23 protein-coding genes are annotated in these 24,130 nt (G+C 67.3%); 16 read left to right on the forward strand and 7 right to left on the reverse strand.

Translation table 11 applies throughout. The features are described 5' to 3' along the window. Window positions 1–351: 351 nt before the first annotated feature. From treF to E5P3_RS06585, 3 genes are all read left to right on the forward strand, one after another. Window positions 352–2,034: an alpha,alpha-trehalase TreF gene (gene treF, locus E5P3_RS06575; RefSeq protein WP_162585243.1), complete on the forward strand. Its 1,683-nt coding sequence runs from the start codon at window positions 352–354 to the stop codon at window positions 2,032–2,034. Between the two features lie 428 nt (window positions 2,035–2,462). After that, complete coding sequence (locus E5P3_RS06580; RefSeq protein ID WP_232073005.1) at window positions 2,463–3,866, forward strand: trypsin-like peptidase domain-containing protein; 1,404 nt, start codon at window positions 2,463–2,465, stop codon at window positions 3,864–3,866. Window positions 3,867–3,892: 26 nt separating this feature from the next. Further along, the gene (locus E5P3_RS06585) at window positions 3,893–4,480 is read left to right on the forward strand and encodes an ATP-dependent DNA ligase (protein ID WP_162585245.1); all 588 of its coding nucleotides are present in this window, start codon (window positions 3,893–3,895) and stop codon (window positions 4,478–4,480) included. Here the strand turns inward: E5P3_RS06585 and E5P3_RS06590 are convergent. Next, window positions 4,471–5,511, reverse strand: a complete 1,041-nt coding sequence (locus E5P3_RS06590) for an NADP-dependent oxidoreductase (protein ID WP_162585246.1) — start codon at window positions 5,509–5,511, stop codon at window positions 4,471–4,473. The genes E5P3_RS06585 and E5P3_RS06590 overlap by 10 nt on opposite strands. A gap of 133 nt (window positions 5,512–5,644) precedes the next feature. On the opposite strand from E5P3_RS06590, the gene E5P3_RS06595 reads away from it, so the two are divergent. Further along, on the forward strand, window positions 5,645–6,571 hold the full coding sequence (locus tag E5P3_RS06595) for an AraC family transcriptional regulator (RefSeq protein WP_232073006.1): 927 nt from the start codon (window positions 5,645–5,647) through the stop codon (window positions 6,569–6,571). Between the two features lie 57 nt (window positions 6,572–6,628). Here the strand turns inward: E5P3_RS06595 and E5P3_RS06600 are convergent, their stop codons facing one another. Beyond that, complete coding sequence (locus E5P3_RS06600; RefSeq protein ID WP_162585248.1) at window positions 6,629–8,011, reverse strand: MFS transporter; 1,383 nt, start codon at window positions 8,009–8,011, stop codon at window positions 6,629–6,631. A gap of 101 nt (window positions 8,012–8,112) precedes the next feature. On the opposite strand from E5P3_RS06600, the gene E5P3_RS06605 reads away from it, so the two are divergent. Further along, complete coding sequence (locus tag E5P3_RS06605) at window positions 8,113–9,039, forward strand: LysR family transcriptional regulator (RefSeq protein ID WP_162585249.1); 927 nt, start codon at window positions 8,113–8,115, stop codon at window positions 9,037–9,039. Window positions 9,040–9,072: 33 nt separating this feature from the next. Here the strand turns inward: E5P3_RS06605 and E5P3_RS06610 are convergent, their stop codons facing one another. The 3 genes from E5P3_RS06610 to E5P3_RS06620 are packed head-to-tail and all read right to left on the reverse strand — an operon-like array spanning window position 9,073 to window position 10,563. Further along, complete coding sequence (locus E5P3_RS06610) at window positions 9,073–9,873, reverse strand: YoaK family protein (protein ID WP_162585250.1); 801 nt, start codon at window positions 9,871–9,873, stop codon at window positions 9,073–9,075. 56 nt (window positions 9,874–9,929) lie between these two features. Further along, window positions 9,930–10,085, reverse strand: a complete 156-nt coding sequence (locus E5P3_RS06615) for a hypothetical protein (RefSeq protein WP_162585251.1) — start codon at window positions 10,083–10,085, stop codon at window positions 9,930–9,932. A 34-nt stretch (window positions 10,086–10,119) separates the two neighbouring features. Beyond that, on the reverse strand, window positions 10,120–10,563 hold the full coding sequence (locus E5P3_RS06620; protein WP_162585252.1) for a universal stress protein: 444 nt from the start codon (window positions 10,561–10,563) through the stop codon (window positions 10,120–10,122). Between the two features lie 112 nt (window positions 10,564–10,675). On the opposite strand from E5P3_RS06620, the gene E5P3_RS06625 reads away from it, so the two are divergent. The 9 genes from E5P3_RS06625 (at window position 10,676) to E5P3_RS06665 (ending at window position 18,355) form a co-directional block, all read left to right on the forward strand. Then, on the forward strand, window positions 10,676–13,006 hold the full coding sequence (locus E5P3_RS06625; RefSeq protein WP_162585253.1) for a heavy metal translocating P-type ATPase: 2,331 nt from the start codon (window positions 10,676–10,678) through the stop codon (window positions 13,004–13,006). Continuing rightward, on the forward strand, window positions 13,006–13,143 hold the full coding sequence (ccoS, locus tag E5P3_RS06630) for a cbb3-type cytochrome oxidase assembly protein CcoS (protein ID WP_162585254.1): 138 nt from the start codon (window positions 13,006–13,008) through the stop codon (window positions 13,141–13,143). Before E5P3_RS06625 ends, ccoS begins: the two co-directional genes overlap by 1 nt. A gap of 65 nt (window positions 13,144–13,208) precedes the next feature. Beyond that, on the forward strand, window positions 13,209–14,648 hold the full coding sequence (ccoN, locus tag E5P3_RS06635; RefSeq protein ID WP_162585255.1) for a cytochrome-c oxidase, cbb3-type subunit I: 1,440 nt from the start codon (window positions 13,209–13,211) through the stop codon (window positions 14,646–14,648). An 11-nt stretch (window positions 14,649–14,659) separates the two neighbouring features. After that, window positions 14,660–15,286, forward strand: coding sequence for a cytochrome-c oxidase, cbb3-type subunit II (gene ccoO, locus E5P3_RS06640; protein ID WP_162585256.1), 627 nt, complete (start codon window positions 14,660–14,662; stop codon window positions 15,284–15,286). Between the two features lie 10 nt (window positions 15,287–15,296). Then, on the forward strand, window positions 15,297–15,434 hold the full coding sequence (locus tag E5P3_RS06645; protein WP_162585257.1) for a cbb3-type cytochrome oxidase subunit 3: 138 nt from the start codon (window positions 15,297–15,299) through the stop codon (window positions 15,432–15,434). A 9-nt stretch (window positions 15,435–15,443) separates the two neighbouring features. After that, window positions 15,444–16,358 carry a cytochrome-c oxidase, cbb3-type subunit III gene (gene ccoP, locus E5P3_RS06650; protein WP_162585258.1) on the forward strand — a complete coding sequence of 305 codons (915 nt, stop codon included), beginning with the start codon at window positions 15,444–15,446 and terminating at the stop codon, window positions 16,356–16,358. A gap of 7 nt (window positions 16,359–16,365) precedes the next feature. Beyond that, entirely contained in the window at window positions 16,366–17,811 is a 1,446-nt protein-coding gene (gene ccoG / locus E5P3_RS06655; RefSeq protein ID WP_162585259.1) for a cytochrome c oxidase accessory protein CcoG, read from the forward strand. Window positions 17,812–17,843: 32 nt separating this feature from the next. Continuing rightward, window positions 17,844–18,104 (forward strand): FixH family protein, encoded by a 261-nt coding sequence (locus E5P3_RS06660; protein ID WP_162585260.1) that lies wholly within the window; start codon window positions 17,844–17,846, stop codon window positions 18,102–18,104. 5 nt (window positions 18,105–18,109) lie between these two features. Next, complete coding sequence (locus tag E5P3_RS06665) at window positions 18,110–18,355, forward strand: hypothetical protein (RefSeq protein WP_162585261.1); 246 nt, start codon at window positions 18,110–18,112, stop codon at window positions 18,353–18,355. Here E5P3_RS06665 and fnr read toward each other — a convergent pair. Beyond that, window positions 18,336–19,052 carry a fumarate/nitrate reduction transcriptional regulator Fnr gene (gene fnr, locus E5P3_RS06670; protein WP_162585262.1) on the reverse strand — a complete coding sequence of 239 codons (717 nt, stop codon included), beginning with the start codon at window positions 19,050–19,052 and terminating at the stop codon, window positions 18,336–18,338. The genes E5P3_RS06665 and fnr overlap by 20 nt on opposite strands. A 120-nt stretch (window positions 19,053–19,172) precedes the next feature. Between fnr and hemN the strand changes: the two genes are divergently transcribed. Beyond that, the gene (gene hemN / locus E5P3_RS06675) at window positions 19,173–20,591 is read left to right on the forward strand and encodes an oxygen-independent coproporphyrinogen III oxidase (RefSeq protein ID WP_162585263.1); all 1,419 of its coding nucleotides are present in this window, start codon (window positions 19,173–19,175) and stop codon (window positions 20,589–20,591) included. 2 nt (window positions 20,592–20,593) lie between these two features. Next, window positions 20,594–21,307, forward strand: coding sequence for a sulfite exporter TauE/SafE family protein (locus E5P3_RS06680; RefSeq protein ID WP_162585264.1), 714 nt, complete (start codon window positions 20,594–20,596; stop codon window positions 21,305–21,307). Between the two features lie 29 nt (window positions 21,308–21,336). Here E5P3_RS06680 and E5P3_RS06685 read toward each other — a convergent pair whose 3' ends face one another. Continuing rightward, window positions 21,337–24,045: a bifunctional acetate--CoA ligase family protein/GNAT family N-acetyltransferase gene (locus tag E5P3_RS06685; RefSeq protein WP_162585265.1), complete on the reverse strand. Its 2,709-nt coding sequence runs from the start codon at window positions 24,043–24,045 to the stop codon at window positions 21,337–21,339. Window positions 24,046–24,130 lie beyond the last annotated feature (85 nt).

Genomic DNA, 24,130 nt, shown 5'->3' on the forward strand with positions numbered 1-24,130 from the left:
TTTCGCCATGGTGCGGCCCCGGCGAGGACTCATTGAAATCACTCTGAGGGACGCCGAGCGCAAAGCGTGTAGGCGAACTTCCAGCCTGTGCATGTGTCCTCATTCACTTGCCGGGGCCTGCCGAAGCCTTGGCTGCTGCGCGGCGACGACCAGGATGCGGCGCATCTGGAACTTGTGCTGTGCGCTCGGTCAAACATGTTCGTGACGTTTGACCACCCTCCCATCGCAGCGGAGCAGATCGATCACTGCCTCCTTCTTTCCCTGACAACCCAGGAGATTCTCGATGAACCGAATCTTTCCGCATGCGCTCTGGTGGGTGGTCACCGGTGCCTCGCGGGACATCGCCAAGCAATGAGAGCCGACACGGGCAGGGCAGCGCCTGCCGGCGCGCAGCGTTCGAAGCAGGCCTCCGAAGCACCGGCGCCCGACTTCCTGACACCGGCGGATCGCTACCAGGAGCTGTTCATTGCCGTGCAACGCGAGCGCGTATTCTCCGACAGCAAGACCTTCGTGGACTGCGCGCCGCTGGCTGAGCCGTCCGCGATCCTGGACGCCTATCGCTCGCGCAGTCATGAGCCGGGCTTCGATCTCCCGCAGTTCGTGCATGCTCATTTCAGGGCAGTCCGGCCGGCTCCCAGCGAGTACGAGTCGCAGCGGTGGCAACCCATCGGCGCGCATATCGAAGCGCTGTGGCCGGTTCTCACCCGGCATCCCAAAGCCCATCCGCCGCATGCATCGCTGCTGCAGCTGCCGCATCCCTATGTGGTGCCCGGAGGCCGGTTCGGCGAGCTCTACTACTGGGACTCGTACTTCACGATGCTGGGCCTGGCCTCTGCCGGCCACACCCGGCTGCTGCAGGACATGGTGGAAAACTTCGCCTACCTGATCGACACCTTCGGGCATGTGCCGAATGGCACGCGCACCTATTACCTGAGCCGCTCGCAACCACCGGTGTTCTCGCTCATGGTCGACCTCGCCGAACGGCATGGCGCCATCGAGGCGCTCGATTTCCTGCCGCAGCTTCGACAGGAGCACGCCTACTGGATGAGCGGCAGCGAGGGCCTGGCGGCCGGCGCGGCCTGCCGGCGGGTGGTTCGCCTGGATGCCGGTGTGCTGCTCAACCGCTACTGGGACGACCGTGACGCACCGCGCGAGGAGTCGTGGCTGGAAGACGTGACGACCGTCGAGGGCTGCAGCCGCGAGCCGGCCGAGGTGTACCGGGATCTGCGTGCGGCGTGCGAATCCGGCTGGGACTTCAGCAGTCGCTGGCTGCGCGAGGCGCCGCCGCGCAAGGCCGCGCCCCGGCCTGTCCAGGCCCGCGCCGCCACTGCCCCGTCGCTGGCGAGCATCTGCACCACCGACATCGTGCCGGTGGATCTCAACGCCTTTCTCTACGCGCTGGAAGGCAGGATCGCAGCACTGGCGAAGCGGGACGGCGACGACCATGTCGCGCGCGAGTTTGCGCAGCGGGCCAGCGCGCGCAAGGCGGCGATCGTCGAATTGTGCTGGGATGCCGCGCAAGGAGCGTTCTTCGACTATGACTGGCGTGGCCGGGGGCGGCGAAGCTGCCTGACCGCGGCCTGCGTCGTGCCGCTGTTCGTCGGCATGGCCGACCCTCTGCATGCGCAGGCGCTGGCTGCCACCGTCACGGCGCGGCTGCTGGCGCCCGGTGGCATCTCGACGACCGAATGCACGAGCGATCAGCAGTGGGACCGGCCGAACGGCTGGGCGCCGCTTCAGTGGATGGGCAGCCAGGGGTTTGCCGACTACGGCTGCCACTGGATCTCGAACACCATCGCCAGGCGCTGGCTTGCTACCGTGGCGGCGGTCTACGAACGCGATGGAAAGTTGGTCGAAAAGTATGCGCTGCGGCACGTCGAGCACGAGAACTCCGCCGGCGGCGGTGGTGGCGAGTACCCGCTGCAGGACGGCTTCGGCTGGACCAACGGAGTCAGCTGCGCCTTGCTGGCGGCGCAGCCGCAGCACACCGCCAATGCGTCCGTTGCGCACGATCCCATCCGCCGGCACCGCTGAGACGTCCCCGGCTCGAAGATGTCCGCATCAGCGCCGCTCTTCGCGCAGAGTTGGTACCGCGCCAGGTCAAGCACGGTGGGTGGATCGGATGCCTGGCTCCCGTCGTGCGTTCGGCACGCTCATTTGGCGAGTCCGCGACGCAGGCCATCGGGCGCCCAATTTGAAACAGCCCATGAACTTCGCGGCATGGAAGCGAATCAATCGAGGACAAACGCTGGAAGACCCGATCCATGCTTCGCCCCACAGCCCATCTTTTCGTCCTGGGACTGGCACTCCTTCTCGGCGCTTGTGCAGTGAGCCCTGGGCAAGCGCCTGCGGCAGGCGTTGGCACCGAGGCCCGTGCACGGCACGCGCCTGCCTTCTCGTCGCTCGTGGCCAGCCGCCGGGCAGCGGTCGTCAGCATCACGACCCTGCGCGTCGGTCGCGACTTGCACCAGGAGGACCTCGAACTGGAGTTCGCGCCCGAGAACGACTTCGCCGATCGACTGGCCTGGCCGCTTCCGGCGAGTGTGCGACTCAGCCAGATCCGAGATCTCGCCTCGGGCGTGATCCTTGCGAGCGACGGGCTGATCCTCACCAGCGCGCACGTGGTCGCGGATATCGATGAAGCCCAGGTCCGCCTGGACGACGGCCGCCGATTCAAGGCACGCGTGGTCGGCGTCGACAGGCGCACCGATGTGGCCTTGTTGAAGATCGAGGCGAACGATCTGCCGGTCGCTGTCATCGGCGATTCTTCTCGACTCGCTCCGGGCGACTGGGTTGCCGCGATCAGCGCGCCGTTCGGCTTTCACGGTAGCGTCACCAGCGGCGTGATCAGTGCAACGCACCGGTTCATCGGTGGTGCCGGGGCGGTTCCCTTCATCCAGACGGACGTCGCCATCAATCCCGGCAGCTCGGGGAGTCCCCTGTTCAACAGCCGCGGCGAAGTCGTGGCGATCAATTCCATGATCTACAGCGGAAGCGGCGGCTACATGGGTCTCTCCTTCTCCGTACCGATCAATCTCGCGATGAAGATCGCCACCCAGCTGCGCGCACACGGCACGGTTCCACGCGCTCACCTGGGTGCCGAAGTGCAGGAAGTGACGATGGCCCTGGCCCGATCCTTCGGCATACCTCAGGCAACCGGTGCTCTTGTGGTTCGGGTGGACGCCGGCAGTCCCGCCCAAGCGGCCGGCTTGGCGCAGGGCGATGTCATCGCCAGGTTCGACGGCGTTCCCATTTCGCACTCCACCGAGCTGCTGCAGCACCTCGCCGACAGCACGCCTGGGACCCGCAGCCGGATGGATGTGTGGCGGCGGGGCGCGATGTTCACCGTCTGGGCGACGCTCTCGGAACAGCCGCGTTCCAGGATCGCCTCGTTGACCCGTGCGGCGGCTGAATGGAACGACGGGCTCGGACTGAAGCTCGGCGAGTTGTCGCCCGCATGGCGCCTGCGCTTGCGTGTCGATGGCGGTCTGCTCGTTCGCGACGCCGCAGGGTTGGCGCGCAGCGAGGGCATCCGCTCCGGCGACCTCATCATCGCCGTGAACGACATGCGGCTCGGGAACGTCGACGATTTCCGGCGTAGCCTGTCGCGCATACCAGCAGGTCGAACGGTCGCATTGCTGGTCATGCGCGACCGGCGCCTGGCCTACGTGCCGGTCCGGATCCCCACGCAGGGAGCCGGTTCACCAAGCGGCCTGTACTCCGCCGCCCCGGCAACCCAGGCTGCACAACCGACGCAGCCGCCGGGCTCGGCGCCGCTCACCCAGGTCGTCGGTCGAAGCGATGAGCCATCTCACGCGACGGACGCGTTGCTTCAGCGCATCGAGATCGCGCGCGGGGAGCCATAGTGGTCCGCCTCGCAGACTTCAAGCCCATGCTGCTGTCAGAGCGGCAGTTCGACCTGGAGGAACCCGGCTGGATCTATGAGCTGGAATACGACGGCGTACGCGTCACGGCAGAATTCGGGGCGCACGCCGTGCAGTTGCGCACGCGCAATGGCGCCGACGCGACCAAGTGGTTTCCAGAGATCACGGACCGCCTGGCCGAAGTGGCAGGCGGTCCGTTCGTCGTCGATGGAGAGGTCTGCGTGCTGGACGATCTCGGCCGCAGCGACCCCCGGGCACTTCAGCAGCGCGCCCAGCATCGGCGCTGGTACGAAAGGGCGAAGCCGGTTGTCTATTGTGTCTTCGACCTCCTCGTCGACCGAGGCGCAGATATCACGACCCAGCCGCTGTTGCTGCGCAAGGCCGCTTTGAATCGCTTGTTTACCGAGCCTTCCCGGGGCATCGTCGTGGTGGAGTACTTCGAGGAGGGCGCGAAGCGGTTGCTGAAGGGGACTGCCAGGCTGCTGGGGATGAAGGGCCTGGTCGCGAAACGCCGCTCGAGCATCTATCTGCCGGGCGTACGTTCGAGCGAGTGGATCAAGGTGAAGTTGCCTCCGGGGAAGTCGAATCACGGCTGACCGCAGTCAACGCGCACCACGACCTTGCCCGTGTGATGGCCCTGCAGCAGGGCCGCCAGCGCTTGCGGGGCCCGCTCGAGCCCGTCCACCACATGCTCGCGCAGCACGATGCGGCCGTCGGCCAGCCATGCCTTCATCTCGGTCTGGAACGCCTGGAAGCGCTCGCCGTAGTGGTCAAGAATGATGAAGCCCTGCATATGAACCCGCTTCTGCAGCACCGTCGAGAGCAGTTGAGGCAGCCGGTCCGGACCCGGCGGCGGCGCGGCGTCGTTGTAGTGCGCGATGAAGCCGCATACTGGCACCCGCGCACCGAGGTTCAGCAGCGGTAGCACGGCCTCGAGGACCTTGCCCCCCACGTTCTCGAAGTAGACATCGATGCCCTGCGGGCAGGCCCGCGCCAGGCGCGCCTCGAAGTCGTCGACGGTACGGTCGATGCATGCGTCGAACCCGAGTTCCTCGACGGCCTGGCGGCACTTGTCCGCACCACCCGCGACCCCAACTGCCCGGGCGCCCTGGATCCTTGCAATCTGCCCCACCACGGCGCCGACCGCACCCGTCGCCGCGGCGACAACCACCGTTTCCCCCGGCCGGGGGCGGCCGATGTCGATCAGACCCACATGCGCGGTGAAGCCAGGCATGCCCAGTCCGCCCAAAGCCAGCGAAGGCGTGCCCAGGTCGCCGAGCGGCATTAGATCGCTTCCGTCGGACGAGGCATAGTCCTGCCAGCCTGCGTGAGCGAGGACGAGCTGTCCCGCGCTGAAGGCGGGGTGCCGCGACTCGACGACGCGGCTGACCGTGCCGCCGACCATGGTGGCGCCCAGAGCCACCGGCGGCGCATACCCTGGCCCGACTTCGTCCATGAGGTTTCGCATGTAGGGATCGAGCGACAAGTACAGCGTGCGCAGCAGCACCTCGCCCTCGCGAGGCGAGGGGATGGGCTCCGTCGACATGCGGAAGTTGCCTTGCGTCGGCAGCCCATTCGGTCGCGAGGCAAGGACGATGCGGCGGTTCATGCGAACTGGTTGTGTCATGGCGTGGTGAATCCCGGATTGGCGTGAGGTCACCAGCTTAGGAATACGATCCCGACGCATCCATACCGAACTAGCCGGAATGCTTGACGATTTGTCCGAAGAACGAGGCGAGCGCCACCCAGGCGCAGAGTTGATGAGCCCGCTGCTGCAAACCTTGCGGCTGCACGGCGTGAATTACCAGCGCTGCTTGCTGCGCTCGCCGTGGAGCGTGGCGTTCGGGCCCCAAGGCTTGCCGCGTTTCCACTACGTCAGCGGCGGCAACATTCGGCTGTGGACGGCATCCATGGGTTCGGTCTCTCTCGCCAAAGGGGACGCCGTGCTGCTGCCTCGTGGCGGCTTCCATATCGTGGCGAGCGCGGCGGATTTCCCCCCGGCGGAGATCGAGCGCCTGCGAGCGACCGTGCTCGCCGACGACATGCAGTTGGTGAACGGCATGGAAGGCAATCCGCATGCCGAGCCCACCGACGCGATGTTCTGCGGCACGTTCCGCTTCGAGATGGACCCGCTGCATCCACTGCTGCAACTGATGCCGGAAGTACTGGTCCTCAGCGATCTGGCCCGGCAGGAACCGAATGTGCCGGACCTGCTGCAGGCCATGCAGCGCGAGGTGCAGCGCGCCGCGGCGGGCTCGGAGGCCATCCAGGCACGCTTGGCTGATGCCCTCGCGGCCTTGATGGTGCGCGCGTGGGTGCTCTCGGCGCCGGCGGATACGAGAGGCCTGGTATCGGCGCTGCGCTGCCCCCGCGTCGGGAAGGTGCTCGCCGCCATCCATCGCGACCCTGGTGCCAGGTGGACTGTTCCCCAACTGGCATCGGTGATGGGCGCTTCTCGCTCCACCTTCACCGAGGCGTTCACTCGTACGGTGGGCGAGAGTCCCGCCAGATACGTGGCCCAAGTGCGGATGGCACAGGCCAGCCGATGGATTGGCGAACAAGGCGTGCGCGTCTCGTCGGCCGCCTACCGGCTGGGCTACGAGTCCGAAGCGGCATTCAGCCGCGCCTTCAAGCGAGTCATGGGAAAGGCCCCGGGGCGGGCGCGGCAGCTGAAGCCCCTCGAGTAGTTCGCAGCGCCAATGAGGCATTGCCTGCCAACCCGCCGGCAACCTGCTGCCGCATCACTAGTGTCGGGAGTGGGAAGTCCGCAAGCACAATCGTTCGACGCTCGCGAGGTTGTCATCGGTGCGCTGCGTCGTCCCGACAAGCAGTTGCCTCGGCGCCAGGCTCCATCCCGGATTCGACGCGTGGCGATCGCCCGGGCCAGCGTCGCCACCACCAATCGGCATCGCAGTCACGATCAACGCGATCAGTCCGAAGACGACGCCGCAGGCGCAAACACCAAGCCAGCCTCCAAGAACCCACGCCGGGCCCGACAAGCTCGCGCCAGCGGCAGCACCCACGAAGAAGATCCCCGTGAAGAGGCCATTGAGCCTTCCGCGCGCCTCGGGCTGCAACATGTTGACAGCGCGCCGCCCCAGTGCCTGCTCCGCGATCACACCCATGTCGAGCAACACGCTCGCGACGCCGAGCAAGAGCAGCATCGCGCGCGCATGATGAGCTTGTGTGCCATCCGCGAACGCCGCCAGCGCCAGCGCGCCCACGATGACGGCTTGTGCGAGGAAAGTGGCCGGCCGGGTCCAGCCGCGGTCGCCGGCACGGCCAGCGAGCGGCGCCACGATCACGCCGCCTGCGCCGGACAGCGCGAACACTGCAACGCCCGTGTTGCCAAGATGGAATGGCGCCTGGCCGAGCCGCAGCACGATGCTCGTCCAGAACATGCTGAACGCGGCCATGCACAGCGCCTGCGAAACGGCGCGGCGACGCACGACCGGCTCCTGGCGCAGGAGTGCCCACATGGAGATGATCAGTCTCGGATATGGCAGCTTGCCGGCCGGCGCAAGCGCGGGAAGGCTGCGCCAAAGCACCAGCGCGAGCACGCCGACGGCAGCTGCCAGGCCGCCATAGAACCAGCGCCAGCCCAGCGCCTGCGCCGTGAGGCTTGCCATCGGACGCGACAACAAGATGCCGAGCATGAGCCCGCTCATGAGCTTGCCGACCACTTCGCCGCGCTGGCGCTGCGGGCTCAATGCTGCGGCCATCGGCACGAGCATCTGCACCGCACTCGCGGACACGCCCGAGGCGAAACACGCAGCAAGAAAAAGCGGCACGCTGCTCGTCGTGCCCAGTGCGCCCAGTGCGCCCAGTGCGAGCACGTCGAGTGTGAGCATGCCCAGGATCAACGAACGACTCTCCGCCACGTCAGTGAGCGGCACCAGGAAGAAGAGCCCGCCGGCATAGCCCAGCAACGTCAGCGTGGTCATCAGGCCCGAAGTGCCCGGTCGCAGGTGCATGGACTGACTCAATGCCGGCAACAGGGCCTGGGAGGCAAACAGGCCCAGCACGACGATGCCGACGGCGACCGAGAAAAGCAGCGTGCGGCTGGCGTGCCCGCCACTGGAAGGCGGGCCTTCGCGGCGGCGTATGGATGGAGAAGTGAATGGCATCGGCGTTCCTTTCGGCGTCGCCTGGATGCTGACCTTGATGCCACCGATGAAAAAGACATGGCGCCAAACACATTGTTTGCCTCCATGCTCCAATCCCGCCCATGAAGCACCTCCCCGACATCGCCGTCTTCGTCCGCGTGGCCGAGTGCGGCAGCTTCACGGCCGCAGCCGAAGTCCTGGAGTTGTCGCGGCCCGCGGTGAGTCAGGCCATCAGTCGGCTCGAGCGGCACCTGGGCGCGCGGCTCCTGAACCGGACCACGCGCAAGCTGAGCCTGACAGAGGCCGGCACGCACTTGCAGCGGGCCTCGCGTGCCGGCATCGACCTGATCGCCGAAGCAACGCTGCGGATCTCGGCTTCGCAGGCCAGGCCGAGCGGCAGGCTGCGCATCACGGCACCGGTTGCGTTGGGGGTGTTGCATGTGGCGCCGCTGCTGGCGGATTTCGGCCGTCTCTACCCCGATGTCGAGGTCGCGCTGCGCATGAACGACAGCATCCAGGACATCGTGGATCAAGGCTTCGACATGGCGATCCGGGTCTCGAACCCGGCAGACTCTGGGCTGGTGTCCCGCCAGTTGGCGCCCATCCGCCACTACGCCTTTGCCGCGCCCGAATACCTTGCCAGGTACGGATCGCCCACGACGCCCCAGGACCTGGCCGAGCACCGTTGCCTGGTCCACAGCGACGTCAAGCCGTCACGCGAGTGGCGCTTCGTGTCCGAGAGCGGCGAGGTAGAGACGGTGGTGGTGCGCAGAGCCGTGCAGGCGGACAACAGCCTTGCATTGCGCGAAGCGGTGCTGGCGGGCGCCGGCATCAGCGTGGGGCCCGACTACCTGATCGCCGCAGATATCCGAGCCGGGCGGCTCGTGCGTCTCTTTCCTGGCCGAGGGCTGCACAAGTTCGGGGTCTACGCGCAATACCCTGCGCGCCGACATGTGGCGTCCAGTGTCAGGGCGTTCATCGAGTTTCTTGCGCGGGAGCTCCATGACGGGCGGCGCTGGCAAGGTGTCGAGGGCAGCGAAGGAGCTTGATCTCGTGGCGATGGTCGCAATGCCCCATTGGCCTCAGCGGCGGCCCTCGGGCGGCCGCAACGTGCGCGCCATGCGGCCGAGCGTCGCGCGCAGGTAGACGGACTGCCGCAGGTCCCGCAGCAGGGGCGGCATCGAGACCGCAAAGAGCAGCGCCGACAGCGGCACGACCCAGATGAACCCGACGTACTTGAAGCCTGCGGCACCCACCAACCCGCCCAGCAGGAACATCGTCAGGAGCATTCCGAACAGGCGCAGCTTCGCGCGGTTGGCGCGCACGTGGGCGCGCGGCGGCGTACCTGCCTGGTTCCAGTAGACGAGCTTGCCCAGCTCGATGCCGAGATCGGTGATCACGCCGGTCATGTGCGTGGTCCGGATCTGCGAGGACGACACTTTGCTGACCAGCGCGTTCTGCAGTCCCATCAGGAAAGCCAGCAACAACACGGTGAACGGCACCGCGAATGGCGTCGGACGGTTCAAGGTCGTGGCGCCGACCAGGCCGAACAGCAACAGCAGCATCGCTTCCAGCAACAGGGGCAACGAGAAGCCGCTGCGCAGCTGATGCTGGCGCGCCAGGTTCACCATCACTGCCGTGCACGCTGCGCCGCAGACGAAGGCCGTCAGTGCGCCCGTCGCGCCGAGCACGAGCGCCATGTTGCCGAGCACGATGTTGTCCGCAAGCATCGAGACAAAGCCCGTCATGTGCGAGGTGTACATGTGGACCACCAGGAAGCCGCCGGCGTTGACAGCGCCCGCGACAAAGGCGAGCAACAGCCCGAGCAGCCGGTTGATGGACGGCGTACGGTGCCGGCCGGTGAGAAAGCGCAGGCGCCGCATGGTTCACCCGACCGGCGGGGGACCGATCAAGGTCGCGACGCCGTGCGGACGACCCTTCAACTGGCGGTTGCCGGCAGGCAGAAGAAGCAGGCGCTCGGGGCCGCGGGCTGCGGCTCTTCCGCGAGACCTGCGGCCACCAGCGCGCCGGTCGCTGCAACAGTCGCAAGAACGAAGACCATTGCCTTGAGCATTCGGCTCTGAATAGATGTCATGGGGATCAACTCCTGGAGGGATGCGTACGATGGCCTAGCGAAGCACCAACACCGGCAGTTCCGAATGTGTCAACACGTGCTGCGTCTCGCTCCCGAGCAGCAGGCGCTTGATGCCCTTGCGGCCGTGCGACGCCATGACGATCAAGTCGCTCTTGTGCTTCTTGGCAGCGGCGATCACGGCGTCCCCCACCAGGTCCGAGTTGACGGTTGCCGTCTTGCTCCTGACGCCCGCGGCCTGTGCCAGCGCGGTGGCCTCGTCCAGCCTGCCCTGCGCAGCTTCGGCCCATTGCCGCTCGATGCGCGCGACCTCGTCGTGCGAAAAGACCATCGCGCCGTCGAAATAGTTCTTGGGGTAGCGGGGCACGACGGTGACTGCCACCAGGTCGGCATCGTTCTGGGCCGCAAGCTCGACGGCGCTTTTCACGGCCTTCTTCGAGAGCGCGGAGCCGTCTGTGGCGACGAGGATGCGTTTGAACATGGTCTTTCTCGATTCACAAGGATGGATGGATGCTGCAAGCGTACGAAACGAGTCCGAAGGGGGTTTGATCCAGATCAAGGCTGGGATGCATGCGCCCCCATAGCCTTGCGCGATGCAAGCCGCAGTTGTGTCCCGCCCATCCGCCCGCGAGGAACCCGTATCCGCCGATGGCGCCGCACAGGCGAATTGGTCGCTGCTGGACGACCCGGCCGAGTGGTCGGCGTTCGGGCGTTCGCTCGAGGGCGAGCCTGCCACCGGCCTCTGGGAGTCGCAGGTGGTGGTCGAAGGCATGCATTGCGCAGCCTGCGCCTTCACGGTCGAGGCGGCGCTCGCCTTGGTGCAGGGCGTCGAGAAAGCTGAAGTGAATGCCGCAACCCGGCGCGCCCGTGTCGTGTGGTCGGCCGCGGCTGTGAAGCCCTCGCGCTGGTTTGCAGCGTCCGCGGCCGCCGGCTACCGGCTCGTGCCGGCCGGTGACATGTTCGTGCGCGAACGCCGTTCGCGCGAGGCGCGGCTCGCGCTCTGGCGCTGGCTGGTCGCCGGCTTCTGCATGATGCAGGTGATGATGTACGCCTATCCCGCGTACATCGCGCAGCCCGGAGACATGACCCCCGATGCCGCGCAGCTGCTGCGCTGGGCCTCGTGGGTGCTCACGCTGCCGGTGATCATGTTCTCGTGCGGCCCGTTCTTTCGCAGCGCACTTCTCGATCTGCGCGGTCGCCGCATCGGCATGGACCTGCCGGTCGCGCTCGGGATTGCGATCACCTTCGTCGTCAGCACCGCAGCCACCTTCGATGACACCGGCCCGTTGGGGGGCGAGGTCTACTTCGACTCGCTCACGATGTTCGTGTTCTTCCTGCTCACCGGCCGCTGGCTCGAGTCACGGCTGCGCGAGCGCACGGCCGGCGCGCTGGAGGCGCTGATGAACCGACTGCCGGACAGCGTCGAGCGACTCGGCGCCGACGGAATGTTCACGCGCGTGGCGGTGCGGCGCCTCGCGCTCGGGGACATCGTGCGCGTGCTGCCGGGCGAGGCCTTTCCGGCTGACGGCGTCATCACCGCCGGCGATACCACTGCGGACGAGGCCTTGTTGACCGGCGAATCGCGTCCCGTGCCGCGCCCCTGCGGCGCGCGCGTATTGGCCGGCAGCCACAACCTGGCCTCGACGGTGCAGATGCAGGTCGAGGCGCTGGGGCCGGGCACGCGCTTCGCGCAGATCGTTGCGTTGATGGAGAGCGCCTCGGTGCAGAAGCCCCGTCTCGCGCGGCTGGCCGACCGGGCAGCGCGGCCCTTCATGCTGGCGGTCCTGGCCGCAGCCTCGTTGGCCGCAGCGTTCTGGTGGCCGATCGACCCCGGCAAGGCGCTGATGGTCGCCGTCTCGGTGCTGATCGTGACCTGCCCCTGTGCGCTGTCCCTGGCGACGCCCGCCGCCATGCTCGCAAGCGCAGGCCGGCTGGCGCGCCGCGGCGTGATGGTGCGCAACCTGCAAGCCCTGGAGGCGCTCGCTGCAGTAGATACCGTGCTCTTCGACAAGACCGGCACGCTCACGCGAGATGTTCCCCGTCTCGAACGGGTCTATTGCAGGAAAGGCATGCGCCCGGGCGACGCCGTCGAACTGGGGGCCGCGCTCGCGGCGCAGTCGCTGCATCCGGCCGCCCGGGCACTTGCGAACGCCTGGGCCGCGCAGTTTCGGTCACCGCCTGCCTGGGAGCTCCTTCAGTTGACAGAGCATGCGGGGCTTGGCCTCGAAGGGCGGGTGCGCCGCAAGGAAGGCAGCGGCGAGGCCACGCGTCGCGTGCGCATGGGCTCGGCAGCGTTCTGCGGCGTAGCGGCACTGCAGGTGGAAACCGCGCAGGTCCATCTGAGCGACGGGCAAGGCTGGATCGCCAGCTTCGTCCTGGTCGAGGACCTGCGTCCCGACGCCGCTGCCGCCGTCGCCGCGCTCGAGGCGCAGGGTCTCTCGGTCCATCTTCTCTCGGGCGACCGGGAGGCCGTGGCGCGCGAGCTCGCCGGCCGCGCGGGCATCCGGCACGCGCGAGGTGACTGCACGCCGGAGCAGAAGTTGGACTTCCTGCAGCAGCTCCAGGCCCAGGGCCGACATGTCGCGATGGTGGGCGACGGGCTCAACGACGGTCCGGTGCTCGCGCATGCACACGCCTCCTTCGCGTTCGGCAACGCAGTGCCGTTGGCGCAGGCGAGGGCGGACTTCGTCGTGCTGGGCGGCTCGCTCGACGCCATTGCGCAATCGATCGCCCAGGCGCGCCGCACCTTGCGCATCGTGCGGCAGAACCTGGGGTGGGCTGCGGGCTACAACGCGTTGTGCGTGCCGCTGGCTGTCGCGGGCTGGCTGCCGGCCTGGCTCGCTGGCTTGGGCATGGCGGCGAGCTCGCTGCTCGTGGTGCTCAACGCCGCGCGCCTGGCGCGCCCTGCCGAGGCCGTGCGCTGATGGACATCCTCTTTCTCCTGATTCCTTTTTCCGTCGTGCTCGTCCTGGTGATTCTGGGCGGGCTCTGGTGGGCCATCGAGCGTGGTCAATTCGACGACGTCGAGGGCGAGGGCGAGCGGATTCTGCGCAACGATTGATTTGCATCAAACAGCGGTACAGCGCTCGCCGGGACACTCGCTGCAGTTCACGAGAAGGCCAGAAGATGCAAGTATCCAATCCTCCCGCAGCGGTCTACAGCGACACCGTCGTGCGGCAGTTCGCCCTGATGTCGGTCGTGTGGGGCGTGGTCGGCATGCTCGTCGGCGTGATCATCGCGTCGCAGCTGGCATGGCCCGAGCTCAACTTCGGCATTTCGTGGCTCAGCTACGGCCGCTTGCGGCCGCTGCACACCAATGCGGTGATCTTCGCCTTCGGCGGCTGCGCGCTGATGGCGACCAGCTTCCACGTGGTGCAGCGCACGTGCCAGGTTCGCCTCTTCGCGCCGGCGCTGGCCTCGTTCGTCTTCTGGGGCTGGCAGGCCGTGATCGTCGCCGCCGCCGTCAGCCTGCCCATGGGCTACACGAGCGGCAAGGAATACGCGGAGCTCGAATGGCCGATCGACATCCTGATCGCACTGGTCTGGGTGGCCTATGCCGTCGTGTTCTTCGGAACGATCGGCATCCGCAAGGTGCGCCACATCTACGTGGCCAACTGGTTCTACGGCTCCTTCATCATCGCCGTTGCGCTGCTGCACATCGTCAACAGCGCCGCGATCCCTGCCGGCTGGATGAAGAGCTACTCGGCCTATGCCGGCGTGCAGGACGCGATGGTGCAGTGGTGGTACGGCCACAACGCCGTCGGCTTCTTCCTCACGGCCGGCTTCCTCGGGATGATGTATTACTACATCCCCAAGCAGGCCGGCCGGCCGGTGTATTCGTACCGGCTCTCGATCGTGCACTTCTGGGCGCTGATCTTCACCTACATGTGGGCGGGGCCGCACCACCTGCACTACACCGCGTTGCCGGACTGGACCCAGTCGATCGGCATGGTGTTCTCGCTGATCCTGCTGGCACCGAGCTGGGGTGGAATGATCAACGGCGTCATGACCCTTTCGGGCGCCTGGCACAAGCTGCGCACCGATCCGATCCTGCGCTTCCTGATCGTGGCGCTGTCGTTCTACGGCATGGCGACCTTCGAGGGGCCGATGATGTCGATCAAGACGGTCAACGCGCTCTCCCATTACACCGACTGGACCGTGGGCCACGTGCATGCCGGCGCGCTCGGCTGGGTGGGGCTGATCTCGATGGGTTCGCTCTACTACCTGATCCCGCGGATGTACAGCCGCACCGAGATGCACAGCGTCAAGGCCATCGAGCTGCACTTCTGGATGTCCACGATCGGCATCGTGCTCTACATCGCCGCCATGTGGATCGCCGGCGTCATGCAGGGCCTGATGTGGCGTTCCGTCAATACGGACGGCACGCTCACCTACACCTTCGTCGAGGGCGTGAAGGCCACCTTTCCCTACTACGTGGTGCGCCTGATTGGCGGCCTGCTCTACCTGGGCGGCATGCTGGTCATGGCATGGAACGTCTGGATGACCGTCATCGCAGGGCGCTCGGCACCCGCATCGATTCCGCTGCCGGCAGCCGCCCACGCGTGAGGAAGAAGAACATGAACTCGAACGAACCCAAGTCCGGCTTCTCGCACGAGAAGATCGAGACCAACAACTTCCTGATGATCGTGCTGATCCTGCTGGTCGTCGCCGTCGGCGGCCTGGTGGAGATCGTGCCGCTCTTCTTCCAGAAGTCGACGACCGAAGCGGTGACGGGCATGCAGCCGCCGACTTCGTTGCAGGTGCTGGGCCGCGACGTCTATGTGCGCGAGGGCTGCTACAACTGCCACTCGCAGATGATCCGGCCGTTCCGCGCCGAGACGCTGCGCTACGGCCACTACTCCGTGGCCGGCGAGTTCGTCTACGACCACCCGTTCCAGTGGGGCAGCAAGCGCACCGGCCCCGACCTGCAGCGCGTCGGCGGGAAGTACAGCGACGAGTGGCACCGCATCCACCTGGTCAACCCGCGCGACGTGGTGCCCGAATCGAACATGCCGGCCTACGCCTGGCTCGAGAAGGCGCCGCTGGATGGTGCCGAGGCGGCCACGCACATGCGGGCCCTGCGCCGCGTCGGCGTGCCCTTCACCGACGAGCAGCTCGCCAAGGCGGCGGCCGATGTGAAGGGCAAGACCGAGATGGACGCGCTGGTCGCCTATCTCCAGTCGCTCGGCCTCGCGCTCAAGTAAGGAGCAGGCAATGGACATCACCGTCTTGCGAATCGCGGCCACGCTGGCCTCCTTCGCCACCTTCATCGGCATCCTCGTGTGGGCCTTCTCGCGCCGCAGGGCGGAGGCTTTCGAGGATGCAGCCCAATTGCCGTTCGAACAGGACTGAGAGAACCCCATGAGCGATTTTTTCAGTGACTTCTGGTCGACCTACGTGGCCGTGGCCACGCTCGGCAGCATTGCGCTGTGCGCACTGCTGCTGTGGCTGGTGGCCAGGACGAAAGTCCCGGGCGGGCCCGATCAAACGACCGGCCATGTGTGGGACGAGGACCTGCGCGAGGCCAACAATCCGATGCCGCGCTGGTGGATCGGCCTTTTCGTGATCACCATCATCTTCGGCCTGGTCTACCTGGTTGCCTATCCGGGCCTGGGCAGCTACAGGGGCGAACTCGCCTGGAGTACCGAGAACGAGTATGCGAAGGACCTTGCCAAGGCCAAGCGCGAGCTCGAGCCCGTCTACGCCGCCTACGCGGCCATGCCGGTCGAGCGCGTGGCGGGCGAGCCGGCCGCGCTGGCGATCGGCGAGCGCCTGTTCCTGAACAACTGCGCGCAGTGCCACGGCTCGGATGCGCGCGGCAGCAAGGGCTTCCCCAACCTGGCCGACGGTGACTGGCTGCACGGCGGCACGCCCGACAAGATCAAGGCGTCGATCACCCAGGGGCGCACCGGCGTCATGCCACCGATGGCCGAGGCGGTCGGCACCCCGGAGGACGTCAAGAACGTCGCCAACTACGTGCTGAGCCTTTCCGGCAGCCCGCATGATTCGGTCCGCGCCGGGCTGGGCAAGAGCAAGTTCAGCGCCTGCGCGGCCTGTCACGGCGTCGCGGGAGCGGGCAACCCGGCGATAGGCGCCCCCAATCTTGCCGACCGGATCTGGCTGCATGGATACGGCCAGGAAGCCATCATCTCGATCATCAACACCGGCAAGACCAACCAGATGCCGGCGCAGCAGGGGCGCCTGACAGAGGCGCAGATCCATGTGCTGGCCTCCTACGTCTGGGGCCTGTCGAACAAGCCGGTCGTGGCTCCCTAGGCCGGTCATGAAGGATGCCGCTTCCGCTTCCGCATCGGCCAGGCCCGCGCGGCGGGTGATTCCGATCGCCACCGCCGAGAAGGATGGTGGACTCTTCGTCGCGCACCAGAAGGTGTACCCCCGTACGGTGAGCGGCATCTTCGCGCGCTGGCGCTGGGCGATGGTGTTCCTCACGCAGCTCGTCTTCTATGGCCTGCCCTGGATCGAGTGGGGGCAGCGCCAGGCAGTGCTGTTCGACCTGGGCGCGCGACGCTTCTACATCCTCGGGCTGGTGCTGTACCCGCAGGACCTCATCTACCTGACCGGGTTGCTGGTGATCTCGGCGCTCTCGCTCTTCCTCTTTACCGCGGTGGCGGGGCGGCTGTGGTGCGGCTACGCCTGCCCGCAAACGGTCTACTCCGAGATCTTCATGTGGGTCGAGCAGAAGATCGAAGGCAACCGCATCGCCCGCATGCGCCTGGATGAGGGCGACTTCTCGCTCGAGAAGCTGGTCAAGAAGTGGTTCAAGCACATCGTGTGGCTCGGCATTGCGCTGTGGACCGGCTTCACCTTCGTCGGGTACTTCACGCCGATCCGGGAGCTGGGCCTGGAATTCCTGCAGACCCGCATGAGCTCGTGGGAAGTGTTCTGGGTCTTCTTCTACGGCTTTGCGACCTACGGCAACGCGGGCTTCATGCGCGAGCAGGTCTGCATGTACATGTGTCCCTACGCACGCTTCCAGAGCGCCATGTTCGACCGGGATACGCTCATCGTGAGCTACGACAACGAGAGGGGCGAGCCACGCGGCGTGCATGCCAAGGGCAGCAACGCGCGCGCACAGGGCCTTGGCGACTGCATCGACTGTTCATTGTGCGTGCAGGTCTGTCCGACCGGGATCGACATCCGCAAGGGGCTGCAGTACGAGTGCATCGGCTGCGGGCTGTGCGTGGATGCCTGCAACACCGTGATGGACAAGATGAAGACACCACGCGGGTTGATCCGCTATGCGACCCAGAACGGCATGGCCGGCCATTGGACGCCCAGGCAGGTGCTGCGCCGCGTGCTGCGCCCGCGGGTGCTGATCTACACCGGCCTGCTTGCCGCACTGACGATCGGTCTGCTGGCGAGCCTGGTGGCCCGCACGCCGCTGAAGGTCGATGTGGTGCGGGACCGGGCATCGCTCGCGCGCATCGCCGAGGGCGGCCAGCTCGAGAACGTCTACCGCCTGCAGATCATGAACGCGACCGAGCAGCCGCAGCGCTACCGCATCGAAGCCAGGGGCCTCGAAGGTCTCAGCGTATCGCCGGCCGAGCCGCTCGAGGTCGGTCCTGCGCAGTCGCGCTGGGTCGCGGTACGCCTGCAGGTTCCGTACGGCAGCGCCGCCGCAGGGTCCCACGTCGTCCATCTCGACGTGCGCTCCGTCGAGGGCAGCGCGCAGGTGTCGGAGAAGGCCACCTTCATGGTGCCCCGTTGAGTTCCAAAGGAGACGAGATGGACGATTGCGCGATGACTGCTCCGAAGAGCGAACCCTGGTGGCAGTTCCCGCTGCTGTGGATGGTGATAGCCGGGCCCGCCGTGGTCATCGTCGCCAGCTTCGTGACGCTCTGGCTCGCGCTGCGCACGCCCGATCCGGTGGTGGCGCCGGACTACTACCGCCGGGGTGCCGAGATCAACAAGGAGCTCGCCGCCAAGAACCTGATGCCTGCGCTGGCAGGGCGCAACCATGCGGCCACGCCGGACGCGGATCTGCCCGCACCGAGGCGTTGAAGATCATGAAGTCCCACGACTGGATGTCGATCCTCTGGCCGGCCTTCCTGCTGGCGAGCGTTGCCGAACTGCTGGTTTTCGCGCTGGTCGACCCCAGCGACCTCCATTGGGGCGGCGAGGATATCGGCTTGTCCCGGCAGGCTGTCTATGCGGCCGGCTTCTTCATCTTCTGGGTGCTGGCGACCGGCTCGAGCGCGCTCACGCTGCTGCTCACCAAGCGCGCGGACGAGCTCAACCGCCCGGCGGATTGACGATGCGCTGCAGTGCATCGGCGTCGACGATGCGCAGCTTGCGCTTCTCCACCTCGACGATGCCGTCTTCCATGAACTTCGACAGCGTCCGGCTCACCGTCTCGAGCGTGAGCCCGATGTAGCTGCCGATCTCCTCGCGCGTCATGCGAAGTACGAACTCGGACCGGGAGAATCCGCGCGCGTGCAGCCGCTGGACAAGGTTCAGGAGAAAGACCGCGAGGCGTTCCTCGGCCCGCATGCTGCCCAGGAGCAGCATCACGCCGTGCTCGCGCACGATCTCGCGGCTCATGATCTGGTGCACGTGGCGCTGCAGGGAGGGAACCTCGCGCGAGAGCTGCTCGATGCGATGGAAGGGCATCACGCAGACTTCGGCATCCTCGAGCGCGATCGCGTCGCAGGTGTGCTGGTTGTTGACGATGCCGTCCAGCCCGATGATCTCGCCGGCCATCTGGAAGCCGGTGACCTGGTCGCGGCCATCCTCGGTCGCCACGCGGGTCTTGAAGACGCCGGTGCGAATCGCGTAGAGCGAGGTGAAGGGCTCGCCGTTGCGAAAAAGTGCCTCGCGGCGCCGGACCTTGCGCCGCGTGGCCACGATCTCGTCGATGCGCTTCAGTTCGCTCGGCTCCAGGCCCGCAGGCATGCAGAGCTCGCGCAGGTTGCAGCTCGAGCAGGCGACCTTGATGTGTTCGGCTTTCATTGATGGCGTCGGGGTTCGCAGCGATTCTCAGGCGCCGCGCACAGCCGAGGCTTGATGCACATCAAGGATGACGGGGCGGCCTGCCTGCATAGTGGGCCGGTGCCTCCCATATCTACCGCAATGAACTCATCCCTTGCCGCCGCGCCTGCCGGTTCATCGCTCGTCCTGCCGTCGGCGGGTCTGCTGCGGCGTTTCGACGTGCCAGGGCCGCGCTATACGTCCTATCCCACGGCGGACCGTTTCGTCGAGGCGTTCACGGCCGACGACTACGCCCAGACGCTGCGGCAGCGCAGCGAGCTCGGCGCGCATGGCCGGCCGCTTTCTGTGTACGTGCACATTCCGTTCTGTGAATCGCTTTGCTACTACTGTGCCTGCAACAAGATCGTCACCCGGCACAAGAGCCGCGGGCGCGAGTACCTCGGCTATCTGGCGCGCGAGGTGGCGCTGCAGGCCGCGCAGCTCGGCCGCGGCGCGGTTGTCACCCAGCTGCACCTGGGGGGCGGCACGCCGACCTTCCTGCACGACGGGGGTTTGCGCGAGCTGCTGTCCATGCTCGGGGACGCGTTCACGTTGCCGCCGGAGCGCGAGCAGTCGATCGAGATCGATCCACGCACGGTCGATGGCCATCGACTCGCGAGCCTGGCCGAGATGGGTTTCGATCGCCTGAGTTTCGGCGTTCAGGACTTCGACCCCGACGTGCAGAAGGCCGTGCACCGCATCCAGCCGGCAGGGCAGGTGTTCGACCTGGTGGCGAGCGCACGCGGACTCGGCTTCGGGTCGATCAACATCGACCTCATCTACGGGCTGCCGCGCCAGAGCACCGGATCCTTCGACCGCACGCTGGCGCAGGTCTGCGAGCTGCGGCCCGACCGCATCGCCCTCTACGCCTATGCACATCTGCCGGCGCGCTTCAAGCCGCAGCGACGCATCGCCGCCGACGAACTCCCCGACGCCAGGACCAAGGTGGAGATGCTGTCGCGTTCGATCGCCACGCTCACCGCGGCCGGTTACGTCTACATCGGCATGGACCACTTCGCCTTGCCCGAAGACCCGCTCGCAATCGCCAAGCGGCAGGGACGCCTGCACCGGAACTTCCAGGGCTACAGCACCCAGCCCGAGTGTGATCTCGTGGCGCTGGGCGTGTCGGCCATCGGCCGGGTCGGCGCCACCTACAGCCAGAACGCCAAGACGCTGGAGGAGTACTACGACCTCCTGGACCAGGGTCGCCTGCCGGTCGTGCGCGGCCTGGCGCTCACGCGCGACGACGTCCTGAGGCGCGCGGTGATCATGGCGCTGATGTGCCAGGGGCATGTGGACTATGAATCGATCGGACTGGCCCACCTGGTCGACTTCAAGCGCTATTTCGCCAGCGAGCTCGTGGCGCTCGCGCCGCTCGCGGCGCAGGGCCTCGTGCACCTGCGCGACCATGAGATCGAGGTCACGCCGATGGGCTGGTTCTTCGTGCGCGCCGTCGCGATGGTCTTCGATCGCTATCTGCAGGCCGACCGCAACCGAACGCGCTTCTCGCGCATTGTCTGACCATGCAGGCTGCGCTGGCCAGCACCGCGCTCCTGATGGGATTGGTCGGCGGGCCGCATTGCGTCGCCATGTGCAGTGCCGCATGCTCCGGCGTGATCCGGATCGTGCGCGCGCCTGCGCAGGGGGGCGCGGCGACGCTCGCGGGGAGGCCACCGGCTGTCTCCGCGTCCGTCGCTTTTCATGCGGGCCGGATCGCAGGCTATGCGGCCGGTGGCGCGCTGGCTGCGGCGGCGATGCAGAGCCTGGCATTTGCGAGCGAACAGGTCGCCGCGCTGCGTCCTGCATGGGTGCTGCTGCACGTGCTCGTGCTGGCCTGGGGGTTGGCGCTCGCAGCGCTCGGGCGGCAGCCGGTCTGGGCGCACCGCATCGGGCGCGCGCTTGCGGCACGGCTGCGGTCGGTCACCGGTTCATTGACGGGGGTGCTCGCGACGGGGGCGCTCTGGGTCTGCATGCCATGCGGCCTGCTGTACTCGGCACTGATGCTTGCGGGCCTGGCCAACGGGCCGGCGCAGGGCGCGCTCACGATGGCGCTCTTCGCCGTCGGGAGCAGCGTGTCCCTGGTGCTGGCGCCTTGGCTGTGGCAGCGCCTGCAGTCAGGCGCCGGCATGGCGCGCAAGGAATGGGGAACGCGGTTGGCCGGTGGCCTGCTGGCAGCGGTGGCGACTCAGGCGCTGTGGATCGACCTGCGTCACCAGATCGACATCTGGTGCCGCTGACGGGAGAGGGCGCTCATCGGCATGTGCATTCAAGCGCGGGCGGGTGCGCCTGCGTCGGACCCGGGATTGTCGGCAAGGCCGTTCAAGGTCTTGACCATGCGCCGCACGCCCGAGCCGGGCGGTTCCGCCGGATCGGCTTCGAAGCCCATGTCGCGACACAGATTCAGCATCCGGCTGTTCTCGCGCAGCACGAGGCCCGCGAGACGGCCCGTCCCGCAACGCCTGGCATGCTCGATCAACTGCTGGAACAACAGCCTGCCGAGCCCCGCGCCCTTGAGGTCGGAGCGCACGATGATGGCGAACTCGGCCTCCACGCGGTCGGGGTCGCTCACGGTGCGGGCCACGCCCAGCGTCTCGCGCACGCCCTGCGCATCGACGGCTTCGGCAATGAACGCCATCTCCCGGTCGTAGTCGATCTGGGTGAGCCGCGCGAGTTCGCTGCGCGGCAGCTCGCGCCGCGTCTGGAAGATGCGCATGCGGATGTCCTCCGGGTCGAGCCGTTCCAGGAAGCGCCGGTGCTGCGCCTCGTCCTCGGGACGGATCGGCCGTATCGTGATCTCACGGCCGTTCCAGGTCAGCGTGCGAGCCCATTGCGAAGGATACGGAAGGATCGCGAAGCGCTCGGCCCCCGCGACCGGCTGTCTCGCGACGCGGATGCGCGCATCCAGGGCGATGGCGCCCGCCTCTTCGACGTAGAGCGGATTGATATCGAGCTCCGCCAGCTGCGGCAGGTCGGCGAGCATCTGCGACACCGCGATCAGCACGTCGTACAGGGCATCCATCCGGGCTGGAGGATGGTCGCGGTAGCCGGCGAGCAGGCGCGAGACACGCGTGCGCGAGACCAGTTCGCGCGCGAGGCTGCGGTTGAGCGGGGGAAGGGCCACGGCGCTGTCCGCAGTCACCTCCACCGCAGTGCCGCCCTGGCCGCAGAGGATCACCGGGCCGAAGACGCTGTCGATGCTGGCGCCGACGATGACTTCCTGGGCATGCGGCCGACGCACCATCGGCTGCACCGTGAAGCCGTCGATGTGCGCATCGGGCCTCGCGGTGCGCACGGCCCGAAGCATCTCGCTGACGGCATGGTCCAGGGACGCCTGGTCGCGCAGGTCCAGCCGCACGCCGCCGACGTCGGACTTGTGGGTGATGTCGCGCGAGACGATCTTGAGCGCCACCGGATAGCCCACTTCGCGCGCCGCCGCGAATATGGCATCGGCCGAGGCGGCGACCGCCAGCGTGGGCACCACCGGTACGCCGAAGGCCTTCAGGACGGCCTTGGCCTCCTGCTCGCTCAGCCATTCGCGGCCCTCTGCAAGGACCGCGTCGAGCTGTCGCTGCGCCGCGGCGAGATCGGGTGCCGCGTTCTCGCTTGCACTCGGCGCCTCCATCAGGATCTCCTGGTTGCGCCGGTAGGTCTGCAGCATCGCGAAGGCCCGGACGGCTTCCTCGGGCGTCGGATAGTCGGGCACGCCCGCCTGCTCGAACAGCTGGCGCGCCTGGGCGACAGCGGCGTCGCCGAGCCAGGCGCTCATCACGCGCTGCCCGGTCTCGCGCACCAGCGGCAGGCAGGCGCGGGCGATGTCGTCGCTGCGCACGATTGCCGTCGGGGCATGGACGAACAGCACGGCCCCGGCTGATTTGTCGGCGAGCAGGGCCGATAGCGTCGCGGTGTAGCGTTCGATCGGCGCGTCGCCGATGATGTCGATCGGATTGGCGTGCGACCAGTTGGATGGCAGCGCTTCGTTCAACCGTTCCATCAGGGCGCTGCCGGGCTGCGCAAGCGTGATGCCGGCCTGCGCGGCTGCGTCGGCGGCCATCACGCCGGCACCGCCGCCGTTGGTCATGATGGTGAGCGAATCGCTGCGGTTGCCCCGGAAGCGCGCCAGGGTCCCGGCCGCCGTGAACAGCTCCTGCATCGTGTCGACTCGGAGCATGCCGGCGCGGCGGATGGCCGCGTCGTAGACGACGTCCGAGCCGGCCAGCGCACCGGTGTGGGAGGCGGCGGCGTGCACGCCGTTGCCCGCGCGTCCGGCCTTCACGATGATCACCGGCTTGTTGCGCGCTGCCGCGCGTGCGGCCGACATGAACTTGCGCGGCGACTCGATCGATTCGACATAGAGCAGGATGGATCGCGTGCGGGCGTCGTTCGCCAGGTAGTCGAGCAGATCGCCAAAATCGACATCGCAGTGTTCGCCCAGCGAGACGAGATGCGACAGGCCGATTCCGCGGCTCTTGGCCCAGTCGAGCATCGCGGTGACCAGCGCGCCGGATTGCGACACGAAGGCCACCTCGCCTGGCAGCGCATCGGTGTGGGCGAAACCGGCATTCAGGCCAATGTGGGGGCTCAGCAGGCCGATGCAGTTGGGGCCCAGCAGGCGCATCAGGTACGGCCTGGCCGCGTCGAGCGCCGCCTGCTTCTGCGTGGCGCTCAGCCCTGCAGTCACGATGATGACCGCGCGGGTGCCGAGCGCGCCGAGTTCGGCCACCAACTGCGGCACGGTGTGGGGGGGCGTGCACAGCAGGGCCAGGTCCGGGGCGCCGGGCAGATGGGCCGCCTTGGCGAACACGGGCACGCCGTCGAGCGCCCTGTGTTTGGGGTTGACGGCGTAGATGGGGCCCGAGAAGCGGCCGGCGCGCAGATTGCGCCAGACCACGGCACCGACGCTGCCCACACGGTTGGAAGCGCCGAAGACGGCAACCGAAGCGGGCGACAAGAGCTGGTCGAGATGACGGATTGTCAAGCTGGGCTCCAAGAGAAAGGGGCATCATGCGCAGCTTGATGTTGCGGGCCCTTGACGAACATCAAGTTGCAGCCGCAGCGCGATG

It is taken from the genome of Variovorax sp. RA8, from assembly GCF_901827175.1.
Lineage (GTDB): Bacteria > Pseudomonadota > Gammaproteobacteria > Burkholderiales > Burkholderiaceae_C > Variovorax.

Excerpts from the sequence above, each read along its gene's own strand:
- treF (WP_162585243.1), top strand. The coding sequence starts at position 352 with ATGAGAGCCGACACGGGCAGGGCAGCGCCTGCCGGCGCGCAGCGTTCG.
- E5P3_RS06585 (WP_162585245.1), top strand. The coding sequence starts at position 3,893 with ATGCTGCTGTCAGAGCGGCAGTTCGACCTGGAGGAACCCGGCTGGATC.
- E5P3_RS06590 (WP_162585246.1), bottom strand. The coding sequence starts at position 5,511 with ATGACACAACCAGTTCGCATGAACCGCCGCATCGTCCTTGCCTCGCGA.
- E5P3_RS06595 (WP_232073006.1), top strand. The coding sequence starts at position 5,645 with ATGAGCCCGCTGCTGCAAACCTTGCGGCTGCACGGCGTGAATTACCAG.
- E5P3_RS06600 (WP_162585248.1), bottom strand. The coding sequence starts at position 8,011 with ATGCCATTCACTTCTCCATCCATACGCCGCCGCGAAGGCCCGCCTTCC.
- E5P3_RS06605 (WP_162585249.1), top strand. The coding sequence starts at position 8,113 with ATGAAGCACCTCCCCGACATCGCCGTCTTCGTCCGCGTGGCCGAGTGC.
- E5P3_RS06610 (WP_162585250.1), bottom strand. The coding sequence starts at position 9,873 with ATGCGGCGCCTGCGCTTTCTCACCGGCCGGCACCGTACGCCGTCCATC.
- E5P3_RS06615 (WP_162585251.1), bottom strand. The coding sequence starts at position 10,085 with ATGACATCTATTCAGAGCCGAATGCTCAAGGCAATGGTCTTCGTTCTT.
- E5P3_RS06620 (WP_162585252.1), bottom strand. The coding sequence starts at position 10,563 with ATGTTCAAACGCATCCTCGTCGCCACAGACGGCTCCGCGCTCTCGAAG.
- E5P3_RS06625 (WP_162585253.1), top strand. The coding sequence starts at position 10,676 with ATGCAAGCCGCAGTTGTGTCCCGCCCATCCGCCCGCGAGGAACCCGTA.
- ccoS (WP_162585254.1), top strand. The coding sequence starts at position 13,006 with ATGGACATCCTCTTTCTCCTGATTCCTTTTTCCGTCGTGCTCGTCCTG.
- ccoN (WP_162585255.1), top strand. The coding sequence starts at position 13,209 with ATGCAAGTATCCAATCCTCCCGCAGCGGTCTACAGCGACACCGTCGTG.
- ccoO (WP_162585256.1), top strand. The coding sequence starts at position 14,660 with ATGAACTCGAACGAACCCAAGTCCGGCTTCTCGCACGAGAAGATCGAG.
- E5P3_RS06645 (WP_162585257.1), top strand. The coding sequence starts at position 15,297 with ATGGACATCACCGTCTTGCGAATCGCGGCCACGCTGGCCTCCTTCGCC.
- ccoP (WP_162585258.1), top strand. The coding sequence starts at position 15,444 with ATGAGCGATTTTTTCAGTGACTTCTGGTCGACCTACGTGGCCGTGGCC.
- ccoG (WP_162585259.1), top strand. The coding sequence starts at position 16,366 with ATGAAGGATGCCGCTTCCGCTTCCGCATCGGCCAGGCCCGCGCGGCGG.
- E5P3_RS06660 (WP_162585260.1), top strand. The coding sequence starts at position 17,844 with ATGACTGCTCCGAAGAGCGAACCCTGGTGGCAGTTCCCGCTGCTGTGG.
- E5P3_RS06665 (WP_162585261.1), top strand. The coding sequence starts at position 18,110 with ATGAAGTCCCACGACTGGATGTCGATCCTCTGGCCGGCCTTCCTGCTG.
- fnr (WP_162585262.1), bottom strand. The coding sequence starts at position 19,052 with ATGAAAGCCGAACACATCAAGGTCGCCTGCTCGAGCTGCAACCTGCGC.
- hemN (WP_162585263.1), top strand. The coding sequence starts at position 19,173 with ATGAACTCATCCCTTGCCGCCGCGCCTGCCGGTTCATCGCTCGTCCTG.
- E5P3_RS06680 (WP_162585264.1), top strand. The coding sequence starts at position 20,594 with ATGCAGGCTGCGCTGGCCAGCACCGCGCTCCTGATGGGATTGGTCGGC.